Annotated in this window: 17 protein-coding genes; 8 read left to right on the forward strand and 9 right to left on the reverse strand. The window is 76.5% G+C overall.

The window, feature by feature from the left end; genetic code table 11:
• Nucleotides 1-155 precede the first annotated feature (155 nt).
• Complete coding sequence (locus tag ABD353_RS36675; protein WP_344628056.1) at nucleotides 156-785, reverse strand: LysE family transporter; 630 nt, start codon at nucleotides 783-785, stop codon at nucleotides 156-158.
• A gap of 293 nt (nucleotides 786-1,078) precedes the next feature.
• On the opposite strand from ABD353_RS36675, the gene ABD353_RS36680 reads away from it, so the two are divergent.
• Entirely contained in the window at nucleotides 1,079-2,704 is a 1,626-nt protein-coding gene (locus ABD353_RS36680; RefSeq protein ID WP_344628057.1) for a sigma-70 family RNA polymerase sigma factor, read from the forward strand.
• Between the two features lie 79 nt (nucleotides 2,705-2,783).
• Nucleotides 2,784-2,915 (forward strand): DUF6126 family protein, encoded by a 132-nt coding sequence (locus ABD353_RS36685; protein WP_344628058.1) that lies wholly within the window; start codon nucleotides 2,784-2,786, stop codon nucleotides 2,913-2,915.
• A 66-nt stretch (nucleotides 2,916-2,981) separates the two neighbouring features.
• Here ABD353_RS36685 and snpA read toward each other — a convergent pair whose 3' ends face one another.
• On the reverse strand, nucleotides 2,982-3,632 hold the full coding sequence (snpA, locus tag ABD353_RS36690; RefSeq protein ID WP_344628059.1) for a snapalysin: 651 nt from the start codon (nucleotides 3,630-3,632) through the stop codon (nucleotides 2,982-2,984).
• 197 nt (nucleotides 3,633-3,829) lie between these two features.
• Here snpA and ABD353_RS36695 point away from each other — a divergent pair, with 197 nt between their 5' ends.
• Nucleotides 3,830-4,822 (forward strand): LysR family transcriptional regulator, encoded by a 993-nt coding sequence (locus ABD353_RS36695; RefSeq protein WP_344628060.1) that lies wholly within the window; start codon nucleotides 3,830-3,832, stop codon nucleotides 4,820-4,822.
• A gap of 88 nt (nucleotides 4,823-4,910) precedes the next feature.
• Here ABD353_RS36695 and ABD353_RS36700 read toward each other — a convergent pair whose 3' ends face one another.
• The 6 genes from ABD353_RS36700 to ABD353_RS36725 all read right to left on the reverse strand — a co-directional run bounded on the left by ABD353_RS36700 (nucleotide 4,911) and on the right by ABD353_RS36725 (nucleotide 8,990).
• Entirely contained in the window at nucleotides 4,911-5,552 is a 642-nt protein-coding gene (locus ABD353_RS36700) for a hypothetical protein (RefSeq protein WP_344628061.1), read from the reverse strand.
• A complete protein-coding gene (locus tag ABD353_RS36705; protein WP_344628062.1) occupies nucleotides 5,552-6,547 on the reverse strand; it encodes a WXG100 family type VII secretion target in 996 nt (331 codons plus the stop codon). Before ABD353_RS36705 ends, ABD353_RS36700 begins: the two co-directional genes overlap by 1 nt.
• Nucleotides 6,544-6,861 (reverse strand): hypothetical protein, encoded by a 318-nt coding sequence (locus tag ABD353_RS36710; protein ID WP_344628063.1) that lies wholly within the window; start codon nucleotides 6,859-6,861, stop codon nucleotides 6,544-6,546. Before ABD353_RS36710 ends, ABD353_RS36705 begins: the two co-directional genes overlap by 4 nt.
• Before the next feature lie 234 nt (nucleotides 6,862-7,095).
• Nucleotides 7,096-8,118 (reverse strand): Acg family FMN-binding oxidoreductase, encoded by a 1,023-nt coding sequence (locus ABD353_RS36715; protein ID WP_344628064.1) that lies wholly within the window; start codon nucleotides 8,116-8,118, stop codon nucleotides 7,096-7,098.
• Nucleotides 8,119-8,260: 142 nt separating this feature from the next.
• Entirely contained in the window at nucleotides 8,261-8,605 is a 345-nt protein-coding gene (locus ABD353_RS36720; protein WP_344628065.1) for a S24/S26 family peptidase, read from the reverse strand.
• A gap of 40 nt (nucleotides 8,606-8,645) precedes the next feature.
• Entirely contained in the window at nucleotides 8,646-8,990 is a 345-nt protein-coding gene (locus ABD353_RS36725; RefSeq protein WP_344628066.1) for a DUF7336 domain-containing protein, read from the reverse strand.
• A gap of 69 nt (nucleotides 8,991-9,059) precedes the next feature.
• On the opposite strand from ABD353_RS36725, the gene ABD353_RS36730 reads away from it, so the two are divergent.
• On the forward strand, nucleotides 9,060-9,785 hold the full coding sequence (locus ABD353_RS36730) for a hypothetical protein (RefSeq protein WP_344628067.1): 726 nt from the start codon (nucleotides 9,060-9,062) through the stop codon (nucleotides 9,783-9,785).
• A 261-nt stretch (nucleotides 9,786-10,046) separates the two neighbouring features.
• Here the strand turns inward: ABD353_RS36730 and ABD353_RS36735 are convergent, their stop codons facing one another.
• Nucleotides 10,047-10,298, reverse strand: a complete 252-nt coding sequence (locus ABD353_RS36735) for a hypothetical protein (RefSeq protein ID WP_344628068.1) — start codon at nucleotides 10,296-10,298, stop codon at nucleotides 10,047-10,049.
• Between the two features lie 79 nt (nucleotides 10,299-10,377).
• On the opposite strand from ABD353_RS36735, the gene ABD353_RS36740 reads away from it, so the two are divergent.
• From ABD353_RS36740 to ABD353_RS36755, 4 genes are all read left to right on the forward strand, one after another.
• Nucleotides 10,378-10,965, forward strand: a complete 588-nt coding sequence (locus ABD353_RS36740; protein ID WP_344628069.1) for a sigma-70 family RNA polymerase sigma factor — start codon at nucleotides 10,378-10,380, stop codon at nucleotides 10,963-10,965.
• Nucleotides 10,966-11,119: 154 nt separating this feature from the next.
• Nucleotides 11,120-12,445, forward strand: a complete 1,326-nt coding sequence (locus ABD353_RS36745) for an MFS transporter (protein ID WP_344628070.1) — start codon at nucleotides 11,120-11,122, stop codon at nucleotides 12,443-12,445.
• Between the two features lie 119 nt (nucleotides 12,446-12,564).
• Entirely contained in the window at nucleotides 12,565-13,812 is a 1,248-nt protein-coding gene (locus ABD353_RS36750) for a cytochrome P450 family protein (RefSeq protein ID WP_344628073.1), read from the forward strand.
• Nucleotides 13,813-13,892: 80 nt separating this feature from the next.
• Complete coding sequence (locus ABD353_RS36755; RefSeq protein ID WP_344628071.1) at nucleotides 13,893-14,870, forward strand: L-tyrosine/L-tryptophan isonitrile synthase family protein; 978 nt, start codon at nucleotides 13,893-13,895, stop codon at nucleotides 14,868-14,870.
• The last annotated feature ends 151 nt before the right edge of the window (nucleotides 14,871-15,021 follow it).

Consider the following 15,021-nt stretch of genomic DNA (forward strand, 5'->3'; position numbering starts at 1 on the left):
CCCCCGATGTGACCCGCACCACCGCAAACCGTCCGTGAACCGGACCACATCGTCGACACCCTGTGAACCGGTGGGCCACAGAGCGCCGACCGTGCCGGCCCGCCACCGGGCCGCTCGTGTGGCGGCGGCCACACCGGCCCCGCGGGGGCCCTCCGTCAGCCCGCCGGCCAGGCGAGCCGGACGGCGAAGCAGAGCACCAGTCCGTAGCCGAGCGCGTACGTGACGCGCCTGGTGCGCACGGTGAGCCGGGTGCCGGCGAAGGCCCCGGCCGCGGCCAGCAACTGCTGCCAGACCAGCGAGGCCGCGAACACGGCGACGGCGAACACCACGGCCACGGTCGCCCCGGCGGCCGCCGCGCCCCGGGCCGCGGTCAGCGCGGTGAAGTAGAGCGCGGTGGTCGGGTTGACCAGGGTGAGCAGGGCGAAGCGGGCGAAGGAGCGGCCGGCGGCCCGGGCCGCCCGCGCCGCCGCCGGCGCCCCGGGGGCTCCGCCGCCGCGCAGCGAGAGCAGCCCGCGGACGGCGATCGCGGCCAGCACCGCGGCGGCCACCGCCCGTACCCAGGCCTCGCCGCCGCCGATCAGTCCGACCAGCCGCGGGCCGACGAGCACCGCGACCGCGGCGTACACGAAGTCCACCAGCGCCACCGCGGTCGCGGCGGCGGCTCCCTGGCGCAGGCCGCGGCCGCCCTCCTGCAGCAGCAGCACGCCGACTGCGCCGAGGGGCATCGCCACGCCCAGACCCGCCGCGGCACCTGCCGCAGCCGTACTCACCAGGGAATCCACCATCGCGCCAGGGTGGCCGAGACCCCCTCCTCCGCGCGAGCGAGTTTTCGGCGGGCCGTGGCGGCCCGGCCCCGGCCCGGCGAAGGCCCGGTCCCGGCCCGGCGGAGGCCCGGCGGAGGGGCTGCCGGGCCCTGCGGGCGGTGGGCTACTGTCCCTCCGCACGGGCGTCCGGAGGGCCGAACGGAAATCCGGTGCGATTTTCCGTTATCCGGAGCCCGGCGGACGATCTCCCAGTACGACAGCAGCAGCACAGCACGGGGCCGCACCACGGCCCGACCGAGAAGGTGGACCACGCCATGGACAGTGACCGCGCAGCACTGCTGGTCGTGCAGGCCCGGGCCGGCGACCAGTACGCCACGGACGAACTGATCAGCGGGCACCTGCCTCTGCTCTACAACATCGTCGGCCGGGCGCTCGGCGGGCACTCCGACACCGACGACGTCGTCCAGGAGACCCTGCTGCGGGCCATGGACGGCCTGCACGGCCTGCGCGACCCGGCCGGGTTCCGCTCCTGGCTGGTCGCGATCGCGATGAACCAGATCCGCCGCCGGCACCACGAGCGCATGCAGACCGCCTACGCGGGTGACGGCCTCGGCGACGCCTACGACGTCGCCGACCCGGGCGCGGACTTCGTGGACCTCACCATCGTCCGGCTCGGCCTCTCCGGGCAGCGCCGCGAGGTCGCCGAGGCGACCCGCTGGCTCGACGAGGCGGACCGCGAGCTGCTCGCCCTGTGGTGGCTGGAGGCGGCCGGCGAGCTGACCCGCGCCGAGCTGGCCGGTGCGCTGGAGCTGCCGCCGCAGCACGCCGCGGTGCGGGTGCAGCGGATGAAGGGCCAGCTGGAGACCGCCCGGGTGGTCGTCCGGGCGCTGGCGGTGGCCGACCGGTGCGGGCCGCTCTTCGAGCTGACCGCCCGCTGGGACGGCGTGCCGAGCGCGCTGTGGCGCAAGCGGATCGCCCGGCACGCCCGCGAGTGCGCGGTCTGCTCGCGCCACTGGAGCGGGCTCTTCCCCGCCGAGGGGCTGCTGGCCGGCCTGGCCATGGTGCCGGTCTCGGCGGGCGACCTCGGGGCGCTGGGCGCCTACCTCTCCCCCGCGACGGCCTCCCCCGCGCCGGCGCCGGCGCCGGCGCCCTCCCCCGACCCCGCCCCGCACGGCCGGTCGCTGCCGCGCTCGCACCGTCGGGGCAGCGGCGGCCGCGGCGCGCACCGCGGGGCCAGCAGCGCCCGGCCGCGGATGCCGCTCGCGGTCGGCGGCACGGTCCCGGTGACCGCCGCCACCGCGCCGGTGGTCGCCGTGGCCCGGCCCGGTGCCGCCCCTCGGGTCACCGCGGAGCCGCCGGCCGCACCGGCGCAGGTGCAGGCGGAGGTCTTCAGCCAGCAGCCGTCCCCCTCCGCGTCCTCGCCGAGCGCCTCGCCGAGCCCGAGTGCGTCGCCGACCCCGACGCCCTCGCCCAGCCCGACGCCGAGCCGCACCCCGAGCCCGAAGCCGACCCCGACGGCCACCCGCAGCAAGAGCCCGAGCCCCGACCCGAGCACGCTCAGCATCAAGCAGCAGGTCGTCCAGCTGGTCAACCAGGAGCGCAGCAAGGTCGGCTGCACCCCGGTGAAGTCCGACGACAAGCTGGAGCTCGCCGCGCAGCGGCACTCCGACGACATGGCCGCGCGGAACTTCTTCGACCACACCAACCCGGACGGCAAGGGCCCGCAGCCGCGGATCGACGCGGCGGGCTACAAATGGAGCAGCTGGGGCGAGAACATCGCCCGGGGCCAGCGCGACGCGGCGGACGTGATGAAGAGCTGGATGGACAGCCCCGGCCACAAGGCGAACATCCTGAACTGCGGCTTCACCGACCTGGGCGTCGGCGTCCACCTGGGCGAGGGCGGCCCGTGGTGGACGCAGGACTTCGGTTCGGCGCCCTGACCGGCGCCGCGGGGCCGCCGCCCGGCCGTGCACAATGGACGGGCCCCGGACACGCCGGGGGCCGACACCGGGAGCTGCCGTGAGCGAGGCCGTCCGCGACGAGAAGACCAAGCGCAGGGCGATGTTGATCCGCGCATCGATCTACATCGCGGGCACCCACCTGTTCGCGGGCTTCGTGATCCTGCTGTTCACCCTGGGCGGGCGGCACTGAGCGCACGCCTCACGGCCCGGCCCCCCTTCCTCCGGGGGGCCGGGCCGCCGGCGTCCGGTACGGGTGTCAGCCGACCGCGGCGAAGCCGTTCGCCCAGAGGGAGTTGACCTTCCGCTTCTCGGTGGAGTTCGGGTAGGGGTTGGTGCAGGAGGTACCGGGGCCGCCGCCGGACATCAGCTCGCTGCACGGGCCGGAGTAGTGGTCGGGCAGGCCGAGCACGTGGCCGGTCTCGTGCGCGGTGACGCGCAGCGAGCTGTACTGCCTGTTCTGCGCGTAGTCGAGGAAGATGTAGCCGCTGCCGTGGCCGTCGGTGCTGGCGTAGGAGCCGCGGGAGTCGTTGCCCTCGTAGTAGCGGAAGTCGGCGTTGCTGCCGGAGCGCAGCTGGACGTTGCTCACCGAGCCGTTCCAGATCTGGGCGCTCTGCGAGATGACGCCCGCGAAGGACGGCGCCCGGCTGGCGTCGTAGGTGACGACGACGGCCTTCAGGTAGGGGTGGGCGGCCTGCTTGGCCAGTGCGGACTTCATCACGGCCTGGTAGAACGCCTTGTTGCCGGCCTCCTCGGCGGCCGTGCCGGCGTAGCCCGCGGACGAGGTGTAGCCCTGGACGCCCTGCTGGACGGGGGCCTTGGCGGGGGCCGCGGAGGCGGGTGCCGCGGCGGCGCCGGACGCGAGGGCCAGGCCGAGGGCAGCGGCGAGCACGGTCATGGAGCGGTTCATGTGGGGGACTCCATTCGCGGGTCCCGGGGGCCGTGGGGAGGCCCGTCGGGACACGGTGACGGTTGATGCACCGAGCTTGGGGCAGCGCGGGCGGGCCGCGGAGATGCCAACCGGCGATAGCCCGGGGCAATACCCCCGTCCCGGAAGTGCTTTGACGTCCCGTGAGCATTTCTTGACATGCACTTGGCGGGACGCGGATGCCTGGTTATGCTCCCGTCGTGGAGCTCGACGTCCGACACCTGCGGGTGCTGTGCGCGATCGCGGACACCGGCAGCGTCCGGAAGGCCGCCCGCCGGCTCGGCATGACCCAGCCGTCCCTCACCACCCAGCTGCACCGCATCGAGCGGACCATCGGCGGACGGCTGTTCACCCGCGAACAGACCGGCAGCCGCCCCACCGCGCTCGGCCACTCGGTGCTCTCCAGAGCCAGACCCGTGATCAGCGAGATGGACGCCCTGGTCGCCGCCGCCCGCGAGGAGGCCGCCGGGCCGGGCCGCCGGAGACTGCGGATCGGCAGCGTCGGCAGCCGCGCGGTCGCCGCCTGGCTGCGCCGCGTCCACGACCGGCTCCCGGACACCGACACCACCATCCACATCGACATCTCGGCGATCGCCCTGCTGCAACTGGTCGCCGCCGAACAGCTCGACATCGCCTTCGTGCACGAGAGCGAGGGCTTCCCGCTGCGGGTGCCGCCCGGCACCGAACAGCGCGTCCTGATGGCCCGCGAACCGCAGTTCGTCGCCCTCGCCGAAGGCCACCCGGCGGCCTCCCGGCCGGTCGTCGCACTCGCCGACCTGGCCGAGGACACCTGGATGGTCGACCCCACCGCCGACCACGAGTACGCCGCGCTGCGGCGGGTCTTCGCCGAGGCCGGACTCGACCCGCGGGTCGTCCAGGTCCGGGACAACGCCACCGCCGCCGAACTCGTCGCCTCCGGCGAGGCCGTCCGCCCGTGCCAGCCCACCTCACCGCCCGGCCCCGGCACCGTGCTGCGGCCGGTGCACGGCGACCCGTTCGCCGTCCGGCTGCTGCTCACCTGGCGGCCCGGAGCCATCGGCGGCCCCGCCCTCGACGGACTCTGGACCGACCTGCGACGCGCCTACCTGGACCTCGCCAGCGTCAACCCCGCCTACCGCGCCTGGCTGCGCCGCCACAACCGCTCGCTGCGCCACCTGCTCGCACCCTCGTGAGGAGGCGGGCGCACCACCAGGGGCGCCCCGGATCCCTCAGGAGCACCGCTCCCGGACCGCGCGGTTCTCCCGCGCCCCCGGTGGCCCTCTAGTGCGGGCCGGGGCCGTCGAGGAGGGTGTGGACGGCTCGGGCGTGGGCGTGGGAGCGGGCGGTGACCGCGATGTGGGAGCCGTCGGCGAACACGAGGTCGACGCGTTCGGGCTGGCGGCTGCGGACGGTGCCGGTACGGGCGAGCTCCTGGCGCCCGAAGGCGGCCATCAGTTCGCCGTGGTCGTGGTCGACCAGCAGGACCCGCCGGTCGGTGACGGCCAGCAGGGTGCGGCCGTGCCGGAACCGGCGGTGGGTGCTGGGTCCCGTCCGCACGGCGATCACGAAGCGGCCGGCCGCGCTGCCCCAGCCGCCGGAGAACGGGCGCCCGTGGAACGCCCGCCGCACACCGCGCACGGTGGACTCGCCGACCGCCTCGACCATGCCCTCCAGGTCGAGGAGTTGCAGCGGCAGCAGCAGGACGGCCGACAGGCAGCCGCGCCGCCGGCCGGCCGGTTCCTGCGGCGGCCGGACGGCCGTCCGGTGCCGCGCGGGCAGCCCGCGGCGGACGTACCGGTCGAGGCCGAGGTCGACAACGCCGTACAGCGGTTCACCGGGCTGCAGCCACCGCAGCGGCAGCTGCGACCAGCGGTGCAGACGTTCCTCGTAGGCCCGGTCGAATGCCGGGTTCGCCGGGGCCATCAGCCGAACGCCTCCTCGATCCGGCTCCGGGGCACCCGGTAGGCGGGGGCCGCGGGGCGGCCGTCCAGGTCGCGGGCGACCGCGTCGATGTTGGTGTCGCTGTTGAGGGCGTCGCCGATCGGTGCGGTGGGCGAGCCGGTCAGCCCGGTGGCGCCTTCGAGGAGCGGCTCGGCGACCGCGCCCTGGAACCCCTTGAGCGCGGTGGAGGTCAGGAACCGCTCCGGCGACTTGTACGGGTTGGCCCAGGTGCCCGGGTTGAACGCCGACTTGCCGCCCTTGCGCATCCGGCCGACCGCCTTGCGGGCGGCGTTGGCGCGCTTGAGGGCGGCGCCCGCCTTCTCGGCCTCGCGCATCTCCTTGATGAGCCGGCGCAGGGTGCGCAGCTTGCGCGCCAGGCTGACCGAGACCTTCTCGACGCGGGCGAGGAAGACGAGCATCTCGGCCTCGACCACCACGGCGTCGACCACGGTCGCCAGGCCGAGGGTCAGGATGTCGGCGACCAGGCCGGCGGCCAGGGTGACGGCGATCCATTCGATCGCCTCGCGGATGATCTCGACCACCATGTCCTCGGCGAGCCGGCACTCCGCGGCGGCCTGGCTGAGGATCTGCGCGGTCTGCGCCATGTCGTCGGCGGTGGCGTCGACCGCCTCGACGACCTGGCCCATGTGGCGGCCGAACGCGGCGGAGGCCTGCCCGTGCCAGTCGTCGGCGAGCGCCTCGCCGCCGCGGCGCAGTTCCTCGGCGACCTCGCGGGTGGCCCGGGCCTGGTCCTGCCACGTCCGGGCCGCGGCGGTGAGGGCGTCGGCGTCGCCGGTGACCTTCTCCAGCCACCCCATCAGGCCGGACTTCTCCAGGGCCCAGCGGACGGCGTCGTCCAGGCCCTGGTCGATGGCGCCCTGGGCGGGGTTGTGGATCTCGGGGAGCGGCAGCAGCGGCTCCTTCATCCAGTCGCGGGTCCACTTGTAGGCGCCCGCGACCTCGGCGGCGGTGGTCATCGGGCGCCACCGCCGACGCCGCGGCCGACCTCGTCCTCGCCGTCGCGGTAGTCGGCCGCATTGGCCTCCAGGCCGTCGGTCACGTGGGCCAGGACGTCCATGAGGTCGGCGAGGTTGTCCTGCTCGGCCTGCGCGTGGTCGTGGTAGCCGTCGCGCAGTTCCTCCGAATCGGGCAGGTGGCCGAACGCACCGGCCGGCACCTCCACCCCGGCGAGCGTGTCCCGCGCGGCCGCCAGCCGTGCGTTCTGCTGTTCCACCAGTGCCGCGTACCGGTGCAGTGCGTCCGGACGCACGCGGAAATCAGGCTCGCTCATGCGGGTATCCCCAGGCCCTTGAGACGTCGCTCCGCGGCGCGCCGGGGCTCACCGCGGATTTGTTCGAGAGGACCTTACCGGGGCGTCGGCACGGTGAATTCCCGGGGCGGGTGCCGCACCTCCGGGCGGCGGTTCCCGGGAATTCGACGAATCGTCAGAGGCGTTTCGCAGCAGCGGATCTGGTGTTGCGTCGGATCGGGCGCCGACGGCGGCCACCATTCGCCTGCAGATCTTTCACATTCCCTGCGCGGCGCCGGGGTCGGCGGGCAGGTCGAGGATCTCGTCGACCGGGCGGCGCGGGGTGGTGGCGCCGGGCGGCCCGTAGCCGAAGCGCAGCACCAGCTGGACGTGGCCGGGGCCCTGCTCCGGGTCGCGGAGCAGCCGCCGGGTGTCCGGCCACTCGACGGCCTGGTGCAGGACGGAGACCCGCAGTCCGTGCAGGGTGGCGAGCAGCCAGACGCGTTCCATCGCCTGGCCGGCCCGCAGCCAGTCGGCGGCGCGGTCCCCGTGGGTGGTCAGGGTGGCCAACTGCGGCAGGGCCTCGAACCGGCGGGTGGGGGGCGGGGCGAGGACCGCGGGTGCGGGCGGGCGGCCGGTGAAGCTGCGCATCGGCACCCGGGCGTCGTGGTCCTGCGGGCCGAAGGCGGCGGCCGGGATGCCGTCCACGGCCGGGGCCTCGGGCCGCAGCCAGGTACGGGTCTCGGTCTGCCGGGCGACGTCGGCGGCGATCCGGGCCTCCGCCTCCGCGGTCAGGTCGAGCACCCTCCGCACCTCGGCCTCCTCCAGCGCGGTCATGACCGTGCCCTCGGTGTGGGCCGCGTCGAGGAGTTCGCCGAGCACCGCCTCGGGCACGTCCCGGTTGGCGAACGGCTCGCGGCTGGAGTGGCGGAGGAACACCGCCGGGTAGAGGTCGCGGCCGAAGGGCTCCGGGCCGGCCTGCCGCCCCTCGGCGAGGTCGAGTTCGGCGATCGGCTGCCGGCCGGGGTGGCCGGGCTGCAGCCGCAGCACGGGTGCACGGCCGAAGTGCACGGCGGCGACCCGCAGGTTGAACAGGGCGGCACCGATCGAGATGTGCAGCGCCCGGCCGTCGGGGTCGGTGACCGGGACGGCCCGGCGGTAGTCCGCGTACACCTCCAGGCGGCGCAGGTCGGCGCTGGGCCGGAACCGCCACGGCTGGCTGTTGTGCAGGGAGGGTGCGGCGCCGCCGGCGGCGGCCAGGGCGCGCAGCTCGTCACGGGTGAGGGCCGGGCTGATCATGATGGATCACTCCTTGCCGCGGGTACCGTCGGTACTCCGAGCGTGCGCCGCCCCGGGTGCACCCGGTAGGGCCCAAGGGCCCACCGCGGCGTGCCGGGAGTCCCGCCTCCCCGACGCCCGGGCGCGTCGTGGGACGCGCCGCTCAGCCGCGCACCCGCCCGGCGGCGCCGGGCCGGGGCACGCCGTCGACCGACAGGCAGATGCCGAAGACCCGCTCGTACCCCGTCCAGCCGTTCACCCGGCCTCGGTTGTTGCTGATCTGCACCCGCCGGCGGGCCGGATCCAGGGCCGACACCAGGTGCAGGTACACCGTCCCGGAGACCCGGGCCAGCACGATGTCGCCGACCTGCAGCGCGGACGGGTCGACCGGGGCGACGACCACCGGCTGCCTGCTGCGGATCAGCGGCACCATCGACGAGCCGCTCGGCCGGAACTCCACCGTCGCCCCGCCGGCGACCCGGCCCGCCACCCCGTCCAGCACTCCCATGCGACCGATCGTGGCAGAGCCGCCGAGGCGGGCCCACCGGTTATCCGGGCGACCCGGGCCCGGCCTCACCGCTCCCGGGCGGTTCCGTCCCGGGCGGTTCCGTCCCGGCCGCCGCGAGCCGGACGAAGCCCTCGGTCCATTCGTCCCGGTCGAGCGTGTACTCGCCGATGTGGAAGCAGTCCGGCTCCTCGGCGAAGCCGGGCAGCAGGCGGGCCCGGTGGATCCGTTCCCCGGCCAGGGCCTCGGTCGAGTAGACGCCGAGCAGCTTGGCGTCGTCGCCGTCCTGTTCGTCGAGGTACGGGACGTCGCCGTCGAGGTGCAGGGTGGCCCCGTCCTCGCCCGCCTCGTTGTGGTGGGCGATGTGCCAGAGCAGGTGGACCTTCATCGCGGCAGGCTACCGGCCGACGGGGGCGGTTCGGCGCAGCGGTCCGGTTGGTGCGAGGATGGCCCGGTCGTGATCCTCTGTCAGTTCCGCCTCCTGCGTGTCGCGGTCTTCGCCACGGTGTGCGTGGCGCTGGCCGCGCTGGGGCACGCCGCCGTCTCCGGGCAGCCCGTCCCGGTGCCGGTGCTCGGCGCCGCGGCGGCCGGCACGGCGGCCGGGACCTGGCTGCTGGCCGGGCGGCGGCGCGGCATCGCGGCGATCGCCGGCTGGATGACGGCCGCCCAGGCCGCCCTGCACCTGCTCTTCGAGCAGACCGCGGCGCGGCCGGCCGAGCCCTCCGCCGACCTCGTCCGGCTGCTGCTGTGCGTGCACGGCGAGGCCCCGGACGGGGTCGATCCGGTGGAGTTGGCGCGGGCGGCCGGCCTGGACCCGGCCGCGCTCGGTGCCGCGGCCGGGCACGTGCACGGCCTGCACGGCCACGCGGGCGGGGGCGCCGGTGCGGGCGGGGCGGCGCTGCTGCACGGCATGTCGCCGGGGATGGTCGCCGCGCACCTGCTGGCGGCGCTCGCCTGTTCGCTGCTGCTGTGGCGCGGCGAGGCGGCGCTGGCCGCCGTGGTGGCGGCCGTCCGGACGCTGGCCGAGGTGTTCGCGCCGGTGGTGCTGCTGCTGGCGCCGTTCCGGCAGGAGCCGCCGCGGGCGGTCCGTCCGGCGGTGCGTCGGGTACGCCGTCCGCGGCAGCCCGCACTGGCGCACGCGGTGGGCCGGCGCGGGCCGCCGCACCTGGTACCGGCTGTCTGAACAGCCCGCTGCCCGCCGGGGACCGGCCCCGCAGCGGGCCGGTCGCCGCTGCCCCTCCCGCCCCTGTGGCGGTGCAGCGGCCGGGCCGGTGCACCGCCCTTCCCGTCCTGACCCCGGGTACCCCCTCGGATCCGCCGGGCGGCCGTCCTGTGTGCGGCCGCCGTCCGGCGTCCGGGCGTGCCCGGGGGACGCGGGCGGGCGGTGCCCGGCCGGTGCCAGGTCGGCGCCCCCTGCGGGCGGCGCCGCGGATGCCTCCTGCCGTCAGGAACCACCATGGGACGTCCCGTCCGTACCCTCCGCCTCCCCCGCTACCGCCGGGCCGAGGCCCAGGCTGCCCAGCAGCCGCCCCGTCCACTCCGGCGACGGGCCCTCGGCGGCCCGCGTCAGGGCCTGGAGCCGCCGGGCGGCGGCCAGCCACTCGGCACAGTCGGCGCAGTGCGCCCCGCGGCCGTCCGCGGGCGCTTCGCCGTCGAGCTGCGCGGAGATCGCCGCGCGGTGGTCGGCACAGGTCATCCGCCCATGCTCCACCACGGCACGGCCCCGGCGGTAGCGCCGTCCGCACCGGGAGACCGCGGCCGGCGGGCGGTGCGCCGTGGATGACGCCCTGCTGACCGAACTGGCGCTGGCCGCCCGGCATGGGCGGGCCGAGGACGTGGAGGCGTTCGTCCGGGCGACCCAGCGCGACGTGTGGCGGTTCGTCGCCCATCTCACCAACCCGGACGCGGCCGACGACCTGGCCCAGGAGACCTTCCTGCGGGCGCTGCGCAGCCTGCCCGGGTTCGCCGGCCGTTCCTCGGCCCGCACCTGGCTGCTGTCGATCGCCCGGCGGACGGTGATCGACCGCTACCGCAGTGCCGCGGTCCGCCCGCAGCACGCCGACCTGCCGGACTGGGAGGAGGCGGTGGACCGCCACCGGCCTTCCGCCACGGGCGGGTTCGAGGACGGGATAGCGCTCGGCGACCTGCTCGCCCGGGTGCCGGCGCAGCGCCGCGAGGCGTTCGTGCTGACCCAGGTCGTCGGGATGAGCTACGCCGAGGCGGCCGAGGTCGCGGCCTGCCCGATCGGCACGGTGCGCTCCCGGGTCGCCCGGGCCCGGGAGCAACTGGTGGCGCTGCTGCGGGAGGCGGAGGCCGCGGACCGCTCCGCGGCGGCGTTCGGGGCGGTGCCGGTGCCGGGCTGATCCGGGCCGGGCGACCCGGGTCCGGGCTGATCCGGGCCGGGCGCGGACCGCCGGGATTCCCTCAGGTGTTCGGGAACCTCCCGCGGTCCGCGCCCGACTGGTGGGTCGGGCACCGCCGGCCGGCGGTGCCCGACCCACCGCGGAAGGACCCGAGATGACCCGGACGGCCGACCCGGCGCCGCCGCAGCAGGACCGCTGGGGCCTGGTCGCCGTCGGCGGGCTGCTGTCGTTCACCGCCCTGCTGGACATGAACGCCGTCAACCTGGCGCTGCCCTCCGTCGCGGACGGCCTGGGGGTCGCCCAGAGCACCGCCCAGTGGGCCGCGCTCGGCTACCAGCTCCCGCTGGTGGCCCTGCTGCTGCCGGCCGGCCGGTGGCTGGACGGGGTCGGGCTGCGGGCCGCCGTGCACCTCGCCGCGGGCGGGTACGCGCTGGGCGGCGCCGCGTCCGCGCTGGCTCCGGCGGCGGGCTGGCTGATCGCCGCGCGGGCCGTCCAGGGGGTGTTCGGCGCGCTGGTGTTCGTCCTGATGCCGGTGCTCGCGGCCCGGGCCGTCCGACCCGCGCTGCGGGCCCGGGCGTTGAGCGTGCCGGCCACCCTCGGCCCGCTCGGCGCGGTCACCGGGCCGGCGCTCGGCGGCCCGGTGCTGGACGCGGCGGGCTGGCGGGCCGTCCTGCCGTTGGCCGTGCCGGTCTGCCTCGCCGCACTGTGGACGGTGCGGCGCACCGCGCCGCCGGGCCCGCCCTGGGACGGCCCGCTGCACCCGCCGGGCCGGACGGCGCTCGCCGACGCGGCGCTGGTCGGCGGCGCGGTCGCGGCGGTGCTGCTCGCCCTCACCCTCGCCCCCGGCCGGTGGACGCTGCTGCCGCTGGCCGCCGCTGCCGTCCTCCCCGCGGCCGTGTGGCTGCGCCGCCCGGCCGGACGGGCGACGTCCGCGCTGCTGGCCCCGGCGGGGGGGGGGGGGGGGGGGGGGGGGGCGGCGGGGGCCGCCATGCAGTACCTCACCGCGCTGCGCCTCCAGCGGGACACCGCCGCCAGTGCCACCGCCACCGGCCTGACCCTGCTCTGCTTCCCGCTCGCGATGGCGCTGGCCGGACGGGCCGGCGGACGGATCGCCGAGCGCCTCGGCACCCGGCGGACCGCCCGCACCGCCGCGGCCGTCGCCACCGCCGGACTGCTGCTCCTGCCCGGCGCCGACGGCACCCCGCAGGACATCGCCTGGCGGCTCGCCCTCGCCGGCTGCGGCATGGGTCTGTACGGCGGGCCGGTGCAGGCCCTGGCGCTCGCCGCCGCCCCGCCCGGGCGGATGGGTGCCGCCGGCTCCACCGTCCAACTCGCCCGCAGCCTCGGGTTCGCCCTCGGCCCGGCCCTGGCCACCGCCGGCGCCGCTGCCGGAAGCCCGCGCACCGGGCTGGCCGCGGCCGCGGCGTGCGCCGGGGCGGCGGTCGTCCTGCTCGCCGTCCCCGGGCGATCCACGTCCTGACCGTCCGCCACTTCCGGAGGAGTTCCGCCATGCCCGTACCCGAGCCCGTCTGCCCGTTCGCCGGGCGCGCCCTGCCCGGCCCGGCAACGCCGTCGGCCGCTGTGCCGCTGCCCGAGCCGATGCCGCTGCGCGAGCCGGCGCCGCTGCCCGACCCGGTGCCGCTGTCCGGCCGGGCGTACAAGCGCGACCCGTACCCGCTCTACCACCGGCTGCGGGAGGCCGGGCCGGTGCACCGGGTCCGCTTCCCGAGCGGTGTCGCCGCCTGGCTGGTCACCGGCTACGCGGCCGCCCGGGACGCCCTCACCGATCCGCGGCTGGGCAAGAACCACGCCCTCGGCAACGCGGCCTGGCGCCGGCGTGCCTCGATCATGCCCGAACCGCAGCACTCGCAGCTGCAGGTCCACCTGCTGCACCAGGACGCCCCCCGGCACACCGCGATGCGCGACCTGCTCGGCGACGCCTTCGCGCCCCGCCGGGTGGCGGGACTCAGGCCGCGGTTCCAGCAGTTCGCCGACCGGCTGGTCGACGCGCTGCCGGCCACCGGCGGCGCCGACCTGGTCGCCGGGTTCGCCGCCCGGTTCCCGTTCCTGGTGCTCGCCGAGGTGATCGGACTGCCCGACGAGCTGGCGGCCCGCTTCGACCGGGACTGGGGCAAGGTCGTCCAGCCGGTCGGCCCCGAGGACCCGGGCCGGCCCGCCTACGAGGCCCGGTTGCGGGCGCTCCAGGGGTACATCGCCGAGGTGGTCTCGGCGAAGCGGACCGCGCCCGCCGACGGGGATCTGCTGGCCCGGCTGGTCGCCGCGCACGACGACGGCGCGCTGACCCGCGAGGAGCTGGACTCGATGGTCTTCCAACTCCTCGTCGCCGGCCAGGAACCGGTCACCAACCAGATCTCCACCATGCTGATGACGCTCTTCCGCCACCCCGGCCAACTGGACCGGCTGCGGGCGGAACCCGCGCTGCTGCCCCGGGCCGTCGAGGAACTGCTGCGCCACGACGGCGCGTTCGAGCTCACCACCTGGCGCTTCTTCGCCGAGGACAGCGACCTGCACGGCACCCGCGTCCCGGCCGGCGACTCGGTGATCGTCTCGCTGGCGGCCGCCGGACGCGACGGCTCGCAGTTCCCCGACGCCGACACGCTCGACCTCGGCCGCACACCCAACGCCCACCTGGCCTTCGGCCACGGCGCGCACTTCTGCCCCGGCGCCGCGCTCGCCCGGACCGAACTGCAGATCGCCCTCGGCACCCTGCTCGCCCGGCTGCCGGGCCTGCGCCCGGCCGGCGACCTCGACGCCGTCGAGTGGATCCCCGCCGACCTCGCCCGCGGCGTCGACCGCCTCCCGGTGGCGTACGACCGCCGGCTCTGATCCCGGCCGCACGACGACCGGACCACCCGCCGCACCCCGACCACACCCCGACCACACCCCGACCACACCCGGAGTCCCGCATGCCGCCCGCCGGCACCCTCACCGCACCGCCTCGCCCCGGACAGCCCCGTTCCCCGCTCCCGACCGCGGTCGAGCGCACCAGCGCAGCCGTCCTGGAGCTGCTGCTCCCGCACCGGCGCTCCTGCGACGGCGCCCCCGACCTGCCGGCCGCCGCCTTCCCCGCCCAACTGCGGCGGATCGCCGGCTTCGTGGCCGCCGGGGAGCCGGTCGTCCTCACCCTGCCGGGCTTCCCCTGCAAGTCGCCCAGCTTGGCGAAGGTGCTCGGCCACCTGCCCGACGAGGGCGAACGGCTCTCCCTCGCCTTCCTGGACGGGCTCTGCGCCGAGGTCGCCCGGGTCCACCCGCCGGGCGCCCGCCTGGTGATCTGCTCGGACGGCCACGTCTTCGGCGACCTCGTCGGGGTGCCGGACGCGCACATCGACGAGTACGCCGACGAACTCGCCGCCGTCGTCCGCCGCGAGGGGCTGCGCCGGCTCTCCCTCTTCGACCTGCGCGACGTCCTCGGCGACCTGCCGTACGACGCCAAGCGCGCCCTGGTCGATGACCGGTACGCCCCGGCGCTGGAGGAGCTGCGGGCCGAGGTGCGCAGCGATCCGGACACCCTGGCGCTGTACCGCGGCATCACCCGCTTCCTGCTCGACGACACCGTCGGCTTCACCGGCACCCGCTCCGCCCTGCAGCGGGAGTGCCGGCGCCGCGCGTACGAGGTCGTCCGGCGCAGCCGTGCCTGGGGCGCCCTGATCGAGGAGCACCATCCGCGCGCCGTCCGGCTCTCGATCCATCCGCAGCGGGCCGGCGCCGAGAAGTTCGGCCTGCGGCTGCTCGACGCGGCCGACCCGTGGACCACCCCGTGGCACTCCTGCGTGGTGCACCACCCGGACGGGAGACGGGAGTTGATGCACCGTGCGGAGGCGGAGCGGCTCGGCCGCACGGTGCTGCGCAACGGCCGGCCGAGCCACGTCGAGGCCACCGGCTGAGGGGCTGTCCTTCAGGTGCGGGTCCTTCAGGTACGGGTGCGGCCGGTCAGGTCGCGGGTGGTGCGGGGGTCGAGGTCGGCGGCGAGGCGGGTGAGGTGGTGGCGCTGGTCGCCGTCCAGGCCGAGGGCCGGGTCGTCGGCGACCCGCAGCA

Source organism: Kitasatospora arboriphila (genome assembly GCF_039528095.1).
GTDB lineage: Bacteria > Actinomycetota > Actinomycetes > Streptomycetales > Streptomycetaceae > Kitasatospora > Kitasatospora arboriphila.

What these genes read in the sequence shown, in the direction of transcription:
- ABD353_RS36675 (WP_344628056.1), bottom strand. Translation starts at nt 785, where the DNA reads ATGGTGGATTCCCTGGTGAGTACGGCTGCGGCAGGTGCCGCGGCGGGT.
- ABD353_RS36680 (WP_344628057.1), top strand. Translation starts at nt 1,079, where the DNA reads ATGGACAGTGACCGCGCAGCACTGCTGGTCGTGCAGGCCCGGGCCGGC.
- snpA (WP_344628059.1), bottom strand. Translation starts at nt 3,632, where the DNA reads ATGAACCGCTCCATGACCGTGCTCGCCGCTGCCCTCGGCCTGGCCCTC.
- ABD353_RS36695 (WP_344628060.1), top strand. Translation starts at nt 3,830, where the DNA reads ATGCCTGGTTATGCTCCCGTCGTGGAGCTCGACGTCCGACACCTGCGG.
- ABD353_RS36700 (WP_344628061.1), bottom strand. Translation starts at nt 5,552, where the DNA reads ATGGCCCCGGCGAACCCGGCATTCGACCGGGCCTACGAGGAACGTCTG.
- ABD353_RS36705 (WP_344628062.1), bottom strand. Translation starts at nt 6,547, where the DNA reads ATGACCACCGCCGCCGAGGTCGCGGGCGCCTACAAGTGGACCCGCGAC.
- ABD353_RS36710 (WP_344628063.1), bottom strand. Translation starts at nt 6,861, where the DNA reads ATGAGCGAGCCTGATTTCCGCGTGCGTCCGGACGCACTGCACCGGTAC.
- ABD353_RS36715 (WP_344628064.1), bottom strand. Translation starts at nt 8,118, where the DNA reads ATGATCAGCCCGGCCCTCACCCGTGACGAGCTGCGCGCCCTGGCCGCC.
- ABD353_RS36720 (WP_344628065.1), bottom strand. Translation starts at nt 8,605, where the DNA reads ATGGGAGTGCTGGACGGGGTGGCGGGCCGGGTCGCCGGCGGGGCGACG.
- ABD353_RS36725 (WP_344628066.1), bottom strand. Translation starts at nt 8,990, where the DNA reads ATGAAGGTCCACCTGCTCTGGCACATCGCCCACCACAACGAGGCGGGC.
- ABD353_RS36735 (WP_344628068.1), bottom strand. Translation starts at nt 10,298, where the DNA reads ATGACCTGTGCCGACCACCGCGCGGCGATCTCCGCGCAGCTCGACGGC.
- ABD353_RS36745 (WP_344628070.1), top strand. Translation starts at nt 11,120, where the DNA reads ATGACCCGGACGGCCGACCCGGCGCCGCCGCAGCAGGACCGCTGGGGC.
- ABD353_RS36750 (WP_344628073.1), top strand. Translation starts at nt 12,565, where the DNA reads ATGCCGCTGCGCGAGCCGGCGCCGCTGCCCGACCCGGTGCCGCTGTCC.
- ABD353_RS36755 (WP_344628071.1), top strand. Translation starts at nt 13,893, where the DNA reads ATGCCGCCCGCCGGCACCCTCACCGCACCGCCTCGCCCCGGACAGCCC.